The organism is Streptosporangium canum (genome assembly GCF_900113865.1).
GTDB classification, from domain to species: Bacteria; Actinomycetota; Actinomycetes; order Streptosporangiales; family Streptosporangiaceae; genus Streptosporangium; species Streptosporangium canum.
Window position 1 is genome coordinate 103,954 of record NZ_FOQY01000027.1, and the last position, 15,225, is coordinate 119,178.

Here is a 15,225-nt window from a genome sequence, read left to right on the forward strand (position 1 = left end):
GATCCTCACCCGCCGACCTCGATCCTGAGCTCGTCGTCCGCTGTGTAGCGGGGCCGGATCGGCACTCCGTCGATCTCCTCGGCCGGGTAGTGCAGGCGGCGGTGCTTGCCGTCGACGTCGTCCAGCCGGGAACCCAGGCGGAGCGGCGCGGCCAGGCCGTCCACCTCCAGGGAGGGTTCCCAGGTGCCGGACTGCTCGGGCGCGGCGGCCAGCACGTCGCACAGGGAGAGCGCGGCGTGGAAGCGGACCCCCTGGACCGTCGCGACGGCGGTCAGCTCGGCGTCGGGGTGGTTACGGCGGAGCGCGAGGCGCGCCTCGTGCCGGGACTCGTCGTCGTCGAGGCCGGTGAAGGCCAGCAGCCCGGTGACCTCGAAACGGCCCTCCCGGAACCAGACCGCGCGGACCTCCGCGGCGGGCTCGGCCTCGTCGACCTTCAGGGCCAGGAAGCCGTTGCGCGTCCGGTAGGCCCGGTAGGCCAGGGCCCGGCGGCTCAGCGCGTAGGCGTCGAGATGGTCGAGGGAGAAGCCGGGATCGACGCTCCGCAGCCGGGTGCGCGTCCCCTCCTGCCGCAGGTGGACGTCCCAGCGGCCGGGGGTGAGGGCCAGCGGCGCCAGCGAGACCGCGAGCGTCGCGTCGCGCGCCTCCGTTCCGGAGGCGCCCAGCGCCACCGTGCGCTCGACGGCGGTGACCCGGTGACGCAGGACCAGTTCGGCGCCGCCCGCGAGCGGCCCGCGGAGGGACAGGCGGAGCGAGAGGACGTCGGCCAGAGTGACCTCGGCATCCGTGACGACGACACGCATCGTCAGCTCCCTCCCCGTCAATGAGCTACGCGACGTTGAGGTTACCGTGATTTTTCCGTAATCGACAGGAAGAGTTTCAGACCTAGCGTCCTTTTCTCAACATCTTTACCGATTGTCAGGCACGGTCCGCGAAGCGGGCCGTGCCTGACCGGGATTCAGGACGCCTTGACGGGCTGTCCCTTGATGGACTTGATCAGAAGCTGGGAGACGTCCACGACCTCCAGCGTCTCCTTCGCCTCGCCCGCGTTCTTCTTCTCGTTGATCGAGTCGCCCAGCATGACCAGGCAGAACGGGCAGGCGGTGGAGATGGTGTCGGGGTCGGTGGTCAGCGCCTCGTCCACGCGCTCGGTGTTGATGCGCTTGCCGAGCCGCTCCTCCATCCACATCCGCGCGCCGCCGGCGCCGCAGCAGAAGCCGCGCTCCTTGTGGCGGTGCATCTCCTGGGTCTGCACGCCCGGGACCTTGGCCATGATGTCGCGGGGCTGGGAGTACACCTTGTTGTGACGGCCGAGGAAGCACGGGTCGTGGTAGGTGATCTTCTCCTCGATCGGCGTGACCGGGACCAGCTTGCCCTCATCCACCAGCTTGGCCAGGAGCTGGGTGTGATGGACGACCTCGTAGGTCCCGCCGAGCTGCGGATACTCGTTGGCGAGGGTGTTGAAGCAGTGCGGGCAGGTGGCGACGATCTTCTTGACCCCGGCCTCGTTCAGCGTCTCGATGTTCTGCTTGGCCAGCATGTCGAAGAGGAACTCCATGCCCAGGCGGCGGGCCGGGTCGCCGGTGCAGGCCTCCATCGGGCCGAGCACCGCGAACTTCACCCCCGCCACGTGCAGCAGCTCCGCGACCGCCTTGGTGGTCTTCTTGGCCCGGTCCTCCAGGGCTCCGGCACAGCCGACCCAGAACAGGTATTCGGTGTCCTCGGGCATCTTCTCGTCGATGAGCTGGACCTCGATCGGGTCGACCTCGCGGCCGGCGAGCTCCTCGATCCAGTCGGCCCGCTTCATCTCGGACATCCCCCACGGGTTGCCCTTGTTCTCCAGGTTCTTGACCATGACGCCGGCCTCGGACGGGAAGTTCGACTCCACCATCACCTGGTAGCGGCGCATGTCGAGGATGTGGTCGATGTGCTCGATGTCCACCGGGCACTGCTCGACGCAGGCGCCGCAGTTGGTGCAGGACCACAGCACGTCCGGGTGGATGACGCCGTCCTCGCCGACCAGGGGCTTGTCCAGCAGGGCCAGCACGTCCTCGTGCAGGTCGGCGCGCTGGTCCTGGGTGGCCGTCAGGTACGGGGCGACCTTGAAGGCGTGGTCGCGCTGGTCGAGGATGAGCATCTTCGGCGACAGCGGCTTGTCGGTGTTCCAGGCCGGGCACTGCGACTGGCAGCGACCGCACTCGGTGCAGGTGTAGAAGTCGAGGAAGCCCTTCCAGGTGGTGTCCTCGATCTTGCCGCGCCCCAGCCTGTCGCCGTCGAGGTCCTCGTCCTCGAAGTCGACGACCTTGCCGTCGATCCGCATCGGCTGGGCCGGGCCGTTGCCGTCCGGGCGGCGGGAGAACATCACGTTCAGCGGCGCGGTGAAGATGTGCAGGTGCTTGGAGTTCACCACGATGACCAGGAACACCAGCATGACGCCGATGTGCAGGAGCAGCCCGACGTGTTCCAGTGCCTCGTTGGCGGAGGCGCCCATCGGCCGCAGCAGGGCGGCGGTGGCCTCGGAGGCGAACGCCCCCGAGGCGTAGGGAAGGTTGCCGGTGTTGAACGCCGCGCCGCGGAACAGGAACATCGTCCAGATCACATTGAAGATCATGAAGAGGACGAGCCAGGCGCCGCCGAGATGCGAGCCGGAGAAGCGGGACCTGCGGCCGAGCTTCTTGGGCGAGTTCTTGATCCTGATGACCGCGAAGGCGATCAGGCCGATCAGGGCCGCGACCGCGATGAAGTCCTGCAGGAAGCCCAGGACGGCCCAGGTCCCGATGAGCGGGATGTGGAAGTCGGGCGTACCGGTGATCGCGCCCTGGATCAGCGAGCCGTAGGCCTCCAGGTAGACGGTCGCCAGGATGAAGAACGCCCACATGACGAAGAAGTGCGCGGTGCCCGAGGCCGTCCACTTGAGCAGCTTCTTCTGCCCGAAGACCTCGACGAGCTGGGCCTTGATCTCGTCGCCCACGTTGTTCTTGGCGTATTCGATCCGCTCGGGCGCGGGCGGCCCGACGGTGGCGAGCTGGTAGAGGAACAGCACACGGCGCGCGGCAAGCGCGACCGCGACGGCTGTCATGACCAGCCCGATGATCGCTACCCAGAGCACGGGTCCTCCCACAGACGGCGTTGGCTGCCAGCGTACGACCGCCGGTCATCCACGGTGACGACGGGTCGCCACGAATCCTACCGATGGGTAACATGTTCTCCGGCCGCGACCCGTGGTGAACGTGGTCACCATATGGTCACTTCGATGCCCAGAACAATGCTCTGCACACATGTCGCCGCCGGGTTCCGCCCGCCGACGCCCGCCGATGCCCACCGGGTTCCGCCCGCGTTCAGCCCGCCGACATCTCCCGCGTTCAGCCCGCCGGCGCCGTCAGGGACCGTCGAGATAGCGCTGGACCGTGGGGGCGAGCAGCTCCACCAGCTCCTCGATCCCGGCCGAGGCGAGCGGCTCCAGCTTGACGACGTAGCGCATCAGGACCACCCCGAAGAGCTGGGCGAAGGCCGCCTCCATCCGGATCGGCGGGATCCCCAGCTCCGCCGCGACCCGGTTCACGAGCGCGTGCGTGAGGAACTCGCGGACCATCGAGACCACCTGGTCGTTGGTCATCGCGGTGCGGACCAGCGCCAGCACGGGCTGGCGGGCTTCGGCCTCCGAGGTCATCGTCAGGACGAACCGGGTCAGCCGCTCGCCGATCTCCGCACGCGGCCCGTTCATGATCGTCGGAATGACCTCGTCGGGGTTGACCGGCAGCTCCATGGCCGCGACGAACATCCCCTCCTTGCTCGCGAAGTAGTGATGGACCAGCGCCGGGTCCACCCCCGCCTGACGGGCGATACCCCGGATGGTCGCCTTGTCGAACCCCTTCTCCGAGAAGGTCTCGCGGGCGGCCGCGAGGATCTGCCCGCGCGTGTCCGCCGCCCCGGGCCGGCGCCCGGGACGCCTCCTGCCGCTCTCGGGCCCGCTCGCGGGCCGCGCGTCCGCGGGTCGCCCCTCCGGCCGTTCTCCCGCGTCGTCCGCGGGTCGTTCGCTCACAGGTCTTTCACTCACCGATGTGTTCCGCCGTGTCGCCCACGGGCCGCCCGTCCGGAGGTCGCACGCTCATCGCCGATCCTCCGCTCACACGCTGGAGGACGTGGCGAGGTGCAGGCGCGCGAAGGCCAGCGCCTCGGCGAGGTCGTCGATCCGCTCCGTACGGCTGGCCGCCTTGCGCGTGTTGATCTCCAGCACGACCAGGCCGTCGTAGCCGTTGCCCGCCAGGCGCTCCAGGATCGGCGCGCACGGCTGGCCGCCCCGGCCGGGGACCAGGTGCTCGTCCTTGTTGGCCGTCCCGACGCCGTCGGCCAGGTGCAGGTGGGCGAGCCGGTCGCCTAGCTTGGTGAACATCTCCATCGCGTCGACCCCGGACACCGCCGTGTGCGACAGGTCCAGCGTCACCTGCGGGAAGTCGTAGTCGACCGGGTTCCAGTCCGGCGAGTAGGGCACGACCTCGTTGCCCCGGGCCTTCAGCGGGAACATGTTCTCCACGGCGAAGACCACGTCGGTCTCCTCCCGCATCCGGGCCAGGCCGGCCTCGAAGTCGCGCGCGTAGTCGCGCTGCCAGCGGAACGGCGGATGCACCACGACCGTCCTGGCGCCCACCCGCTCGGCGGCCCGCTGCGCCCGCTGGAGCTTGGCCCACGGATCCTTGCCCCACACCCGCTGGGTCACCAGCAGGCACGGCGCGTGGATGGCCAGGATGGGCAGCCCGTAGTGGTCCGACAGCCGCTCCAGGACGTCGACGTCCTGGCTCACGGGGTCGGCGCCCACCATGATCTCGACACCGTCGTATCCCAGCCTCGCGGCCAGCTCGAAGGCGTCCGGCGTGCGCTCCGGGTAGACGGACGCGGTGGACAGCGCGATCTTCGCACTAGGTACTCGGATAACGCTCATACGGCTTCCTCGCCTCCGGCTGGAGTTCGCGTGAGCGGACGCCGCCGTGCCCGCAGGCCCCGCTCGCTTCGCTCACTCACGATGCCAGCCTAAGCGGGACAGCGGACGAGTGGAGTCCGGCCTCGCTGATGCAGCGGAGATCACATCGCTACGGTGGGGACATGCCGCGGTTCATGCAGGGCGCCATCCCCAGCCCGAACATCTGGAACACCCCGCACATCTACGAGCTGGAGAACCGGGCGGTCGACCCCGACGGGCAGGCGGAGGCGGCGATGGCCGCCATCCGGCCGTGGGACGGCGCGACGGTCCTCGACATCGGCTGCGGCAGCGGCTACCACCTGCCCTCCCTGTCGGCCGCCGCCGCCCGGGTGATCGGCGTCGAGCCGCACGGCGACCTCGTCGAGCTGGCCAGGCGCCGCTGCCGGCCGCTGCCCAACGTCGAGGTCCACGCGGCCACCGCCCAGGCCCTCCCGCTGCCCGACGCCTCGGTGGACGTGGCCGTCGCCCGCTGGGCCTACTTCTTCGGCCCCGGCTGCGAGCCGGGCCTGGCCGAGCTCTCCCGGGTGGTACGGCGGGGCGGCGCGGCCTTCGTGATCGACCTCGACGCCGGCCGCGGCGCCTTCGGCCGCTGGTTCAGCCAGTCCGTGCCCACCCACTCGGCCAGGTCCGTCGAGGAGTTCTGGAGCCGCCAGGGCTGGCAGAGCCGCCCTCTCGACCTGCGCATGTCCTTCGAGCGCCGCGCCGACCTGGAGGCGGTGCTCCGCATCGAGTTCACCCCCGCGATCGCCGACCGGGCCATCGCCGAGACCCCCGGGCTGGAGCTCGCCTACCCCAACGTCCTGCGCTGGAAGCTGTACTGACCGCTCCGAGCCGCCGCCCGCCGGACAACCGGGATGAAAAGCCCTCCGAAACCGCTTGACCTTGTCGTTGATGTCAACGTTTAGCGTGAGGCCGTAAGGAGGACGGATGCGGATCGGGGAGCTCGCGAGACGGGCCGGGGTCAGCACCCGCGCGCTGCGCTACTACGAGCAGCAGGGGCTGATCACGGCACGGCGGACGGCCAACGGCTACCGGGAGTACGGCGAGGCGGACCTCAAGCTCGTCACCGAGATCAGGTCGCTGCTCGGCGTCGGTTTCACCCTGGAGGACGCCCGGCCGTTCGTGGCGTGCCTGCGGGCCGGCCACGAGTCGGGCGGGTCCTGCCCGGAGTCGGTGGCGGTCTACCAGCGCAAGCTGGCCGAGATCGACGACGAGATCCGCACGCTGCTCGCCCGGCGGGCCGAGGTCGCCGGGCAGCTGACCGACGCCTGTCCCGGATGCGTACTGAGAAAGCAGGGAGAGTCATGATCACTTTGACCGCCGAGAACTTCGCCGAGCAGGTGCTCCAGAGCGACAAGCCCGTCCTGGTCGACTTCTGGGCCGAGTGGTGCGGGCCGTGCCGGATGATCGCGCCGGTTCTGGAGCAGATCGAGGCCGAGCACGGCGACCGCGTCACGATCGCCAAGCTCAACTACGACGAGCACCAGGAGATCGCGGCCCGCTACGGCGTCATGGGCCTGCCGACGCTCAACCTCTACAAGGGCGGCGAGGTGGTCCAGCAGATCATCGGCGCCAAGCCCAAGCGCCTGCTCCTCGCCGCCCTCGAAGACCACATCTAGGCGGGTCCCGGCTCCCGCGGGAGCCGTACCGGGTGAAAGTTGTCGGTCGGGACCGGTAACGTGCGGCCATGGCAAAGAAGGTCGGCTATCGCTGTGGTGAGTGCGGTTGGCAGACCGCCAAATGGGTGGGCCGCTGCGGCGAGTGCCAGGCCTGGGGCACGGTCGAGGAGGAGACCGCCCGCGGTGGCGTGAACGTCGCCTCCGCCGGGGCGGTGTCGGCCCCCGCCGTCCCGATCGGACAGGTCAAGGCCGAGGTGGCGCACGCGCGCGGCACCGGCGTTCCCGAGCTCGACCGGGTGCTCGGCGGCGGCCTCGTGCCGGGCGCCGTCGTGCTGCTGGCCGGGGAGCCGGGCATCGGCAAGTCCACGCTCCTGCTGGAGGCGGCGGCCAAGATCGCCCGGCAGCAGACCGTCCTCTACATCACGGGCGAGGAGTCGGCCGCCCAGGTGCGGGTCAGGGCCGACCGGATCGGCGCGATCCAGGACCAGCTCTACCTCGCGGCCGAGACCGACCTGAGCGCGCTGGTGACCCACGTGGAGAAGGTCCAGCCGGACCTGCTCATCGTCGACTCGGTGCAGACGATCGGCTCGGCCCAGGCGACCGGGGTGCCCGGCGGGGTCACCCAGGTCAGGGAGGTCGCCGGCAACCTGGTCCGGCTGGCCAAGGAGCGGGGCATGTCCACGGTGCTGGTCGGCCACGTCACCAAGGAGGGCTCGATCGCCGGCCCCCGGACGCTTGAGCACCTGGTCGACGTCGTGCTCCACTTCGAGGGCGACCGGCACTCCCGGCTCCGCATGGTCCGCGCCATCAAGAACCGGTACGGCCCCGTCGACGAGGTCGGCTGCTTCGACCTGCACGAGGGCGGCATCGAGGGGATCGCCGACGCCAGCGGCCTGTTCGTCTCCCACCGCGCCGAGCCGGTGCCCGGCACGTGCGTCACGGTCACCCTGGAGGGCACCCGGCCGCTGCCCGCGGAGGTCCAGGCCCTGGTCGCGCGGACCGAGGCCCAGCAGCCGCGCCGCTCCTCCTCCGGGCTCGACACCTACCGGGTGACGATGGTGCTGGCCGTGCTGGAGCGGCGGCTCAACGCCAAGCTCGGCGGCTGCGACGTGTTCACCGCGACCGTGGGCGGCATCAAGCTCAGCGATCCGGCGGTGGACCTGTCGGTGATGCTCGCGGTGGCCAGCGCCGCCGGAGACAAGGCACTGCCACCCGGGCTGATCGTGATGGGCGAGGTGGGCCTGGCCGGCGAGCTGCGCCCGGTGCGCGACGTGCGCCGCCGCCTGTCGGAGGCGGCACGGCTGGGCTTCACCCGCGCCCTGGTCCCGGCCGGCTCCCTCGACGCGGGCAAGCGGAAGAACGGCGAACGCTCCCTGGTCCCGGTCGGCGGCCGGAGCACGAGCTTCCTGCCGGGTTTCGACGTCGTCGAGGCGGACAACGTCTGGGACGCCCTCACTCACGTCACCTAGAGGTGACCATCCGGCGATTCCGGCCTCCGCGGGGCCGCCGCCGGTAAGCTGAGCGTGATACGCAGACCACGGGGGTCATGTGCCAGCACACTACAAAGGGCTCGACGAACGCCGCAGGGCCGTCCTGGCCGCGGTCGCTCCGGGCACCGAGCTCCGCGACGGCCTGGAGCGCATCCTCCGCGGCCACACAGGCGGTCTGATCGTCCTCGGCCACGACAGCACGGTCGAGGAGATCTGCAGCGGCGGGTTCGAACTGGACGTCGAGTTCTCCGCGACGCGGCTGCGTGAGCTCGCCAAGATGGACGGCGCCATCGTGCTGAACGCGGGCGACCTCAGGATCGTGCGCGCGGCCGTGCACCTGATGCCCGACCCGTCCATCCCCACCGACGAGTCGGGCACCCGGCACCGCACCGCCCAGCGAGTGGCCGTGCAGACGTCCGTGCCCGTCATCTCCCTCAGCAAGTCCATGCGGATCATCGCCCTCTACCTGGACGGCTTCCGCTATGTGCTGGAGGAGTCGGCGGCGATCCTCTCCAAGGCCAACCAGGCCCTGGCCACCCTTGAGCGCTACAAGCTCCGTCTGGACGAGGTCTCCGGCACACTGTCGGCGCTGGAGATCGAGGACCTGGTCACGGTCCGCGACATCGCGGTGGTCGCCCAGCGGCTGGAGATGGTCCGGCGCATCTCCGAGGAGATCGCCGGCTACGTCGTCGAGCTCGGCACCGACGGCCGTCTGCTGTCCCTGCAGTTCGACGAGCTGGTGGCCGGGACCGAGACCGACCGCGAGCTGATCGTTCGCGACTACCTGCCGATGGCGGGCCGTCGTCCCCGCAAGTTCGCCGAGGCCCTGCACGATCTCGACCAGCTGTCCTCCAGCGACCTGCTCGACCTCTCCGTCGTCGCCCAGGTCCTCGGCCACTCGGGCAACGACGCCCTGGACAGTCCGGTGAGCCCCCGGGGCTACCGCCTGCTGGCCAAGGTCCCCCGCCTCCCGGGCACGGTGGTCGACCGGCTGGTCGACCAGTTCGGCAGCCTGCAGAAACTCCTGGCCGCCAGCATCGGCGACCTGCAGGAGGTGGGCGGGGTCGGCGAGGCCAGGGCCCGCCACATCCGTGAGGGCCTCTCCCGGCTGGCCGAGTCCTCCATCCTGGAGCGCTACGTCTAGGACCGCGGAGATCCGCGAGACGGGCCCTGGAGCGCGCGAGAACGGCATCGAGCCGGCCGGGTCCCGAAGACTCGACGCCCTGCCTCCGCGTGCCGTTCGCCGGGCCGCCCGTAACCCGAGAGACCCTGTTCACCCGGCCGGGCGAACAGGGTCTCCCACCTCGCGGCGGCTCTGTTCCGAGCTGCCCGCCCGCCGGTCAGCGCCCTCGGCGAGTCACTCGGCGATCGGTATGCGGCATCAGAGGTGTCACGCGTCCCGACGCCTTCGCGGACAGAGATCTCGCTCGCTCACCGGGCGTCACTACCAGGCGGGGTTAGCGCACCAGCGCGACCCGAAGTAGGTGTCCGCCGTGTCACCGTCCGACCCGCCGTCGTTGTCCGCCCACCAATCCCATATGTACGCCCCCGAGGCGGCGTCCCACCAGAAATTACGGACGTAGTGGTTGCCACCGCTGTGGGAGTGACCGCGGGCATCGCTGATGGGATCTCCGCCGGCACTGTCGTTGATCTTGATCCATCCCCAGCCGCACCGGGTGTCCGCGTGTGCCGACGTTGTCCCGCCTGCGACGACCATGACCCCTGCCAGCGATACGGCCGCGGCGCCGAGGGCACCCCATTGTTTGATGGTCCGCTTCATTTCTTTCCCCTTTGCTAAGAAGTTCACGGAAACGTGCGGTGTCAAATCCACCCATTGCGATCCGACCGGTTCAGTATCACGGCGACCGATCACGGAAGTCTTTATCACGGCGCGCAGTGTTCCTTGGCGATGAGCGCACACGGGGGTCCGGCGCCGGCCGTCATCCGCCCGGGCGAGATGCGGCGCCGTCGTCTTGATTTCGCTCCTCACGCATCCGGAGAGGTGTCTCCGCCGTTGTTCTGGAATGTCGGCGGCGCGGTGTCCGAGGCGTTCGCCGACGGATTCGCACTCCGATCACCAGCGCGTGCCGCATGACGGTATTCCGAAGGAGACATGCCGTACGCGGAACGGAACGCGCGGCTGAAGTCGGCGGAGGTGGCGAAGCCCCTCCGCAGGGCGACGGCACGGATCGAGTGAGCACGCAGGGAGGGGTCGGCGAGGTCCTCACGGCACCGTTCGAGGCGCCGCCGGCGGATCCAGCCCATCACGGTCTTGTCCTGCTGCTGGAAGAGAAGCTGTAGGTAGCGGACGGATATGTGGTGATGGGCCGCGATAACGGCCGGCGTCAGGGCGCGGTCGGCGAGGTTGAGCTCGACGAAGGCGTGAATGCGCAGCATCAGGGTCCGCCGGCGGGTTTCCGGCGGCAGGACGTCGCCGGCGTCCAGGGTGTGGGCGAACAACGCGGACACGAGGTCGACCGCGACCGTCCCCAGCCGCAACCCGTCGGACGGCTGGTACGAGCCGGCCCCTTCCATCAGATGGATGAGGAAATGGGCCAGCAGGGCACCGAAGCCCTCCCGCACCGGCAGCTGCCGCGTGGTCAGCTTTTCGAGCGTGTTCCCAGGCAGGTGCAGTAGCGTCTTGGGGATGTCGAGCGCCACGCCCGTATGCAGGTTGGAGAAGTCACCCGCGTGTAACTCGGTAGGCCGCGAGGTGTCGTAGACACACAGGTCATATGGTCCGTATACGATCTCGTGATCTTCACGAACGGTCACGAGAGGACCGTTCGTGGGCAGCGACAAGTGCACCCCTTCGGGGTCGGACTGCCGGATCAGCTTCGAGGTCCGGCGGCAACATACGGGCTGGAAGGCCGTCCGCCACACGGAAACCGGGCCGAGATCCAGCAGACGCTGGGAGGCCCGGAAATCCTCCCGGTAGTCGCTGGACATGTCCATGGGCGCGTGCGCCTGGCTGACGAGCTCACGCCAGTGCTCGAACCGATCCGCCGCAGGCACGTCATCACTCCGGAACACCGTCTCGGACAGCATGTCACTCTCCTTCGCGTTGGCCGAAATCCATACCGCCGGACCTCACACCGCCGGCGGCCGACAGCTCCGGACATCCGGAGCGCCCCGTTGATCAACTCCACCCTTACATGATCAGCAGAGCCGGTCGAGAGCGCCCGAATCACCGGAAATGGACGGGCCGTGAATCACCTCGAAGGGTTTACCCAGACATTTGCTGCATTTGACATGCTCAGCCCGCCCTCTATCCACTGCGGCGCACACCGCGCCGCTCCGGCGACCACTCGGCCCCGTGCGTGAATATCGGATGTCGGCGAAGATGTCGGCGAAGGGGTGGCGGCCGGCTACCGGGCATGCGCTTCTCGGGACTTCCGCCCGGCGCGGCCGTCCAAGCGTCCCGCCGGGACTAGCGGAGGTGGAAGACGGTCCTGCGGCTCTTCAGGCCGGGACCCCGGACCACGGCCACGTAGGTGCCCGCCAGGGCGGCGTCAGGCTCGGCCGCGCAGTCGCCACCGGACCGGCGGCGGTCCCACTCGATCTCCCGGACGTACGGGATGCCGCGGTCGAGCCTGCGGATGTCGTCGGTCTCGCCGCTGACGCAGTCGGCCGACGACCAGACCCGGTCGCTGCCGGAGGTGATGCGGACCTCCATCGCCCGGGGACCGACGTCGGCCGTGCACATCACCTTGCCGATGTTCACCAGCGTAAGAATGAACCGGGGCCGGTTTCCCGGCGCGTAGACGTCACCCTGGCCCTGCATGTTCAGCACGAGGTCAGGAGACTCGCAGGCGTCGCCGGGCCGCTTGGTCCTGGAGGCCGGCTTGGCCGCTCCCGCAGTCGTCGTCGGACTCGGCGAGGGAGTGACCGTCACCGTGGGCAGCACGGTCACCATCGGATCCGGCGTGGGCGACCCGCCGAGCTGGGCCTGCACCTTCGACGTGTCCTCCGGCCCGCTCGACGAGCAGGCCCAGGCCACGACGGCGACCACCACGAGCACACCGACGAGCGCGGCCATCCGACGCCGCCAGTAGACATCCACCCCTATGTCGCTACGGAAAGTGTCCGGGTCCATACACACAGTATGAAGATTCCTCATGAGTGATGAGAGACGACCCGCCGCTGCCCCCGCCGTTTCGGCCGGCGAAGCGGAGGGAAGGGCTCCGGCCCGGCACTATCGTCGAGAGGTGCCCGAGTCGAACCTCCTGCTGGAACCCGTTCTCGACTGGTATGCCGAGAGCGCCCGCGATCTCCCCTGGCGCGCCCCCGGCGCCTCCCCCTGGTCGATCCTGGTCAGCGAGATCATGCTGCAGCAGACACCGGTGATCCGGGTGCTGCCCGTCTGGACCGAGTGGATGGAGCGCTGGCCCACGGCCGCCGCGCTCGCCGGGGAGCCCCCCGGTGAGGCCGTACGCCACTGGGGCCGTCTGGGCTACCCGCGCCGAGCCCTCAACCTGCACGCCTGCGCGCGGGCGATCACCGACCGGCACGGCGGCGAGGTCCCCTCCGACCACGCCACCCTGCTGACTCTCCCCGGCATCGGCGAATACACCGCGGCCGCGGTGGCCAGTTTCGCCTTCAAGGGCCGTCACGCCGTTCTCGACACCAACGTCCGCCGGGTCCTGGCGCGGGCCGTACGGGGCGAGGAGTATCCCCCGAAGGCCACCACGTCCGCCGAGCGCCGGCTCGCCGAGTCGCTGCTCCCCGGCGCCGACGACGCCCCCGTCTGGGCGGTCGCCGTCATGGAGCTGGGCGCTCTGGTCTGCACGGCACGCGCCCCCCGGTGCGCCGACTGCCCGATCGTCGAGCTGTGCGCCTGGCGCCTGGCCGGCAAGCCGGCCTACGACGGCCCCGCCCGCAAGGGCCAGACCTACGCCGGCACCGACCGCCAGTGCCGCGGCCGCCTCCTGTCCGTCCTGCGCCAGGCCCACGGCCCCGTCCCCAAAGACGCCCTCGACGTGGTCTGGGACATCGCCCCGCAGCGGGAGCGCGCCCTCGACGGCCTGATCGCCGACGGCCTGGCCGAGGTCCTCGACGACGGCACCTACCGCCTTCCGGGGTGAGCGGTCCACGGGGAGCAGAGACGGCCGGACACGGCCTCCGGGACGGGAGCCGTGCCCGGCTGCCCGGCGCGGCTCCCAGAGGCGCTCAGGCGGCCAGGCGCAGGCCGAGTGCGGTGAGGTTGGTGCGGGCCCAGTCGAGCTCCTCGGCGAGCATGTCGACCAGTGCCCCCGGCCTCCTGGTCCGCAGCGGCACGGCCAGGTCGTGGGTCTCGACCTCGATGTGGGCGGTGCCGTTCACCGCGCCGGAGAGCATGGCGGTGAGGGTGTCCTCCAGGACCGAGCGGGTGCTCGGCAGCTCATGGCGGGCCTCGCTCACATGGTTGTGGACGTGGCCGAGCTTCACCACGGGGGCACCGGCGGCCGCGAGGCCGCGCAGGGCGGCTCCGGGCTCCTCCGAGCCGCCGGCGAGGTGGCAGGCGTCCAGGCAGACCCCGAGGTGGTCGGAGTCGATGTCGCCGACCCGCTCCAGCGCCTGCTTGGTGGTCTCCAGCACGCAGCCGGGCCACGGCTCGAAGCCGACCCTGATCGTCTTTCCGGTGACGCTGTAGAGGCCGCGCAGCTCGCGGGAGAGGCGCTCCAGGCGTCGCGAGGCGATCGTGTGCAGGTCGGCCGGCCAGTCGCGGCGCCAGCCGATGGGAATGGTGGAGATGCTTCCGAACCGGACGTCCTCCGGCAGCAGGAAGGCAAGGATCTTGGCCAGCGCCATGGTGTAGCGGTAACGCTCGGGCTTCGCCCAGTCGGGGCCGGGGGCGTCCTGGTTGCGCCCGCCGGTGCCGTTGAGGCTGACGACCTCCAGGCCCCGCTCCTCGAGGGAACGGCGCAGGCGCACCAGCTCGATCCGGTCGGCGGTGAGATGGTCGGCGACGCTCGGGGAGAGCCAGAGGCCCACGCCCATCCGCTCCACGCCGAGCCGCTTGCGCACCGGGACCGCGTATCGGGTCAGGTGCGCTATCAGGTTCTCCAGGTCCTCAGCGGGATGTACGCCCGCGTTGTAGGACAGGTGAACGAGCGTCCCGTCCTCGTGCCGCAAACGCATCCGATGCCTCCCAGGCGTGCTCCGTGTAAGCGGCCCCGATTGCCCCACGCCGGTGGTTGTGGCGTCACGGGTCAACAGGCCGTCCCTGCCGGGAACTCGGCCGGCCCGCCGAGCATCCCGCACGGGCACCGATCTCCGCGTCACTCCCGGAGTTGATTCCTCGGTACGTCGCTGGGCTGACCTCGGGGGCACCCTCACCGCAATCAGTACGACTTGTGGATCACTTCGGTGAGATGAGCCGGATTCACTCTACGGAGTGTAGTACTACCTATGGTGGCGGCATACCTTATTGCATAACAAATGAGTAGACCCCGCCGTGAATCTCCTCACGGCGGGGTCTCTCTTTACCTGGTGGGACTAGTTCTGGATCGGCTCCGCGATGGCGGCCGCCGAGTCCGGAACCTGGTCGGCCGGCGCGGTCTCACCCACGAAGACGAACTTCGCGTCGTCGCCCTCGCCCTCGATGCTGATCTTGACGATCTGGCCGGGACGGAGCTCGCCGTACAGGATCTTCTCCGACAGCGAGTCCTCCAGCTCGCGCTGGATGGTGCGGCGGAGCGGACGGGCGCCCATCACCGGGTCGTAGCCGCGGTCGGCCAGCAGCTGCTTGGCCTCCTGCGTGACCTCCAGACCCATGTCGCGGTCCTTCAGACGCTCGCCCACCTGCGCGAGCATCAGGTCCACGATCTTGATGATCTCCTTCGGCGTGAGCTGGTGGAAGACCACGATGTCGTCGACACGGTTGAGGAACTCGGGCCGGAAGTGCTGCTTGAGCTCCTCCTGGACCTTGGACTTCATCCGGTCGTAGTTCGACTCGGTGTCGTTGGACTTCGCGAACCCGACGCCCTGCCCCTTGGAGATGTCCCGGGTGCCGAGGTTGGTCGTCATGATGATGACGGTGTTCTTGAAGTCCACCACGCGGCCCTGGGCGTCGGTCAGGCGACCGTCCTCCAGGATCTGCAGCAGCGAGTTGAAGATGTCCGGGTGGGCCTTCTCGATCTCGTCGAAGAGGACCACCGAG

At 69.7% G+C, this 15,225-nt stretch carries 15 protein-coding genes; 6 read left to right on the forward strand and 9 right to left on the reverse strand.

All coding sequences use genetic code 11. The features are described 5' to 3' along the window. Positions 1 to 5 precede the first annotated feature (5 nt). From BM085_RS30970 to BM085_RS30985, 4 genes are all read right to left on the reverse strand, one after another. Entirely contained in the window at positions 6 to 800 is a 795-nt protein-coding gene (locus BM085_RS30970) for a hypothetical protein (protein ID WP_093890387.1), read from the reverse strand. Between the two features lie 155 nt (positions 801 to 955). Beyond that, complete coding sequence (locus BM085_RS30975; protein ID WP_093890388.1) at positions 956 to 3,106, reverse strand: (Fe-S)-binding protein; 2,151 nt, start codon at positions 3,104 to 3,106, stop codon at positions 956 to 958. Between the two features lie 270 nt (positions 3,107 to 3,376). Next, positions 3,377 to 4,039, reverse strand: a complete 663-nt coding sequence (locus tag BM085_RS30980) for a TetR/AcrR family transcriptional regulator (RefSeq protein ID WP_093890389.1) — start codon at positions 4,037 to 4,039, stop codon at positions 3,377 to 3,379. A gap of 84 nt (positions 4,040 to 4,123) precedes the next feature. Further along, the gene (locus tag BM085_RS30985; RefSeq protein ID WP_093890390.1) at positions 4,124 to 4,936 is read right to left on the reverse strand and encodes a sugar phosphate isomerase/epimerase family protein; all 813 of its coding nucleotides are present in this window, start codon (positions 4,934 to 4,936) and stop codon (positions 4,124 to 4,126) included. Positions 4,937 to 5,097: 161 nt separating this feature from the next. On the opposite strand from BM085_RS30985, the gene BM085_RS30990 reads away from it, so the two are divergent. The 5 genes from BM085_RS30990 to disA all read left to right on the forward strand — a co-directional run bounded on the left by BM085_RS30990 (position 5,098) and on the right by disA (position 9,228). After that, positions 5,098 to 5,796 carry a class I SAM-dependent methyltransferase gene (locus BM085_RS30990; protein ID WP_177245360.1) on the forward strand — a complete coding sequence of 233 codons (699 nt, stop codon included), beginning with the start codon at positions 5,098 to 5,100 and terminating at the stop codon, positions 5,794 to 5,796. A 106-nt stretch (positions 5,797 to 5,902) separates the two neighbouring features. After that, positions 5,903 to 6,283 (forward strand): MerR family transcriptional regulator, encoded by a 381-nt coding sequence (locus tag BM085_RS30995; protein WP_093890392.1) that lies wholly within the window; start codon positions 5,903 to 5,905, stop codon positions 6,281 to 6,283. Then, positions 6,280 to 6,594 (forward strand): thioredoxin, encoded by a 315-nt coding sequence (gene trxA / locus BM085_RS31000; protein ID WP_177245361.1) that lies wholly within the window; start codon positions 6,280 to 6,282, stop codon positions 6,592 to 6,594. Before BM085_RS30995 ends, trxA begins: the two co-directional genes overlap by 4 nt. 68 nt (positions 6,595 to 6,662) lie before the next feature. Then, positions 6,663 to 8,063 carry a DNA repair protein RadA gene (gene radA / locus BM085_RS31005; RefSeq protein WP_037932601.1) on the forward strand — a complete coding sequence of 467 codons (1,401 nt, stop codon included), beginning with the start codon at positions 6,663 to 6,665 and terminating at the stop codon, positions 8,061 to 8,063. A gap of 79 nt (positions 8,064 to 8,142) precedes the next feature. Beyond that, on the forward strand, positions 8,143 to 9,228 hold the full coding sequence (gene disA, locus BM085_RS31010) for a DNA integrity scanning diadenylate cyclase DisA (protein WP_093890394.1): 1,086 nt from the start codon (positions 8,143 to 8,145) through the stop codon (positions 9,226 to 9,228). Positions 9,229 to 9,528: 300 nt separating this feature from the next. On the opposite strand, the gene BM085_RS31015 is transcribed toward disA, so the two are convergent. The 3 genes from BM085_RS31015 to BM085_RS31025 all read right to left on the reverse strand — a co-directional run bounded on the left by BM085_RS31015 (position 9,529) and on the right by BM085_RS31025 (position 12,180). Continuing rightward, positions 9,529 to 9,864, reverse strand: a complete 336-nt coding sequence (locus BM085_RS31015; protein ID WP_093890395.1) for a hypothetical protein — start codon at positions 9,862 to 9,864, stop codon at positions 9,529 to 9,531. Between the two features lie 206 nt (positions 9,865 to 10,070). After that, the gene (locus BM085_RS31020) at positions 10,071 to 11,132 is read right to left on the reverse strand and encodes an AraC family transcriptional regulator (protein WP_093890396.1); all 1,062 of its coding nucleotides are present in this window, start codon (positions 11,130 to 11,132) and stop codon (positions 10,071 to 10,073) included. A 382-nt stretch (positions 11,133 to 11,514) separates the two neighbouring features. Next, positions 11,515 to 12,180, reverse strand: a complete 666-nt coding sequence (locus BM085_RS31025) for a hypothetical protein (protein WP_093890397.1) — start codon at positions 12,178 to 12,180, stop codon at positions 11,515 to 11,517. A 112-nt stretch (positions 12,181 to 12,292) separates the two neighbouring features. On the opposite strand from BM085_RS31025, the gene BM085_RS31030 reads away from it, so the two are divergent. Continuing rightward, on the forward strand, positions 12,293 to 13,168 hold the full coding sequence (locus BM085_RS31030; protein WP_177245362.1) for an A/G-specific adenine glycosylase: 876 nt from the start codon (positions 12,293 to 12,295) through the stop codon (positions 13,166 to 13,168). An 85-nt stretch (positions 13,169 to 13,253) separates the two neighbouring features. On the opposite strand, the gene BM085_RS31035 is transcribed toward BM085_RS31030, so the two are convergent. Next, positions 13,254 to 14,204, reverse strand: coding sequence for a TIM barrel protein (locus BM085_RS31035; protein WP_093890398.1), 951 nt, complete (start codon positions 14,202 to 14,204; stop codon positions 13,254 to 13,256). A gap of 357 nt (positions 14,205 to 14,561) precedes the next feature. Beyond that, positions 14,562 to 15,225, reverse strand: a 664-nt coding sequence (locus BM085_RS31040; RefSeq protein ID WP_177245363.1) for an AAA family ATPase, incomplete at its 5' end; no start/stop codon positions are given.

What these genes read in the sequence shown, in the direction of transcription:
- BM085_RS30970 (WP_093890387.1), bottom strand. Translation starts at nt 800, where the DNA reads ATGCGTGTCGTCGTCACGGATGCCGAGGTCACTCTGGCCGACGTCCTC.
- BM085_RS30985 (WP_093890390.1), bottom strand. Translation starts at nt 4,936, where the DNA reads ATGAGCGTTATCCGAGTACCTAGTGCGAAGATCGCGCTGTCCACCGCG.
- BM085_RS30990 (WP_177245360.1), top strand. Translation starts at nt 5,098, where the DNA reads ATGCCGCGGTTCATGCAGGGCGCCATCCCCAGCCCGAACATCTGGAAC.
- BM085_RS30995 (WP_093890392.1), top strand. Translation starts at nt 5,903, where the DNA reads ATGCGGATCGGGGAGCTCGCGAGACGGGCCGGGGTCAGCACCCGCGCG.
- trxA (WP_177245361.1), top strand. Translation starts at nt 6,280, where the DNA reads ATGATCACTTTGACCGCCGAGAACTTCGCCGAGCAGGTGCTCCAGAGC.
- radA (WP_037932601.1), top strand. Translation starts at nt 6,663, where the DNA reads ATGGCAAAGAAGGTCGGCTATCGCTGTGGTGAGTGCGGTTGGCAGACC.
- BM085_RS31015 (WP_093890395.1), bottom strand. Translation starts at nt 9,864, where the DNA reads ATGAAGCGGACCATCAAACAATGGGGTGCCCTCGGCGCCGCGGCCGTA.
- BM085_RS31020 (WP_093890396.1), bottom strand. Translation starts at nt 11,132, where the DNA reads ATGCTGTCCGAGACGGTGTTCCGGAGTGATGACGTGCCTGCGGCGGAT.
- BM085_RS31025 (WP_093890397.1), bottom strand. Translation starts at nt 12,180, where the DNA reads ATGGACCCGGACACTTTCCGTAGCGACATAGGGGTGGATGTCTACTGG.
- BM085_RS31035 (WP_093890398.1), bottom strand. Translation starts at nt 14,204, where the DNA reads ATGCGTTTGCGGCACGAGGACGGGACGCTCGTTCACCTGTCCTACAAC.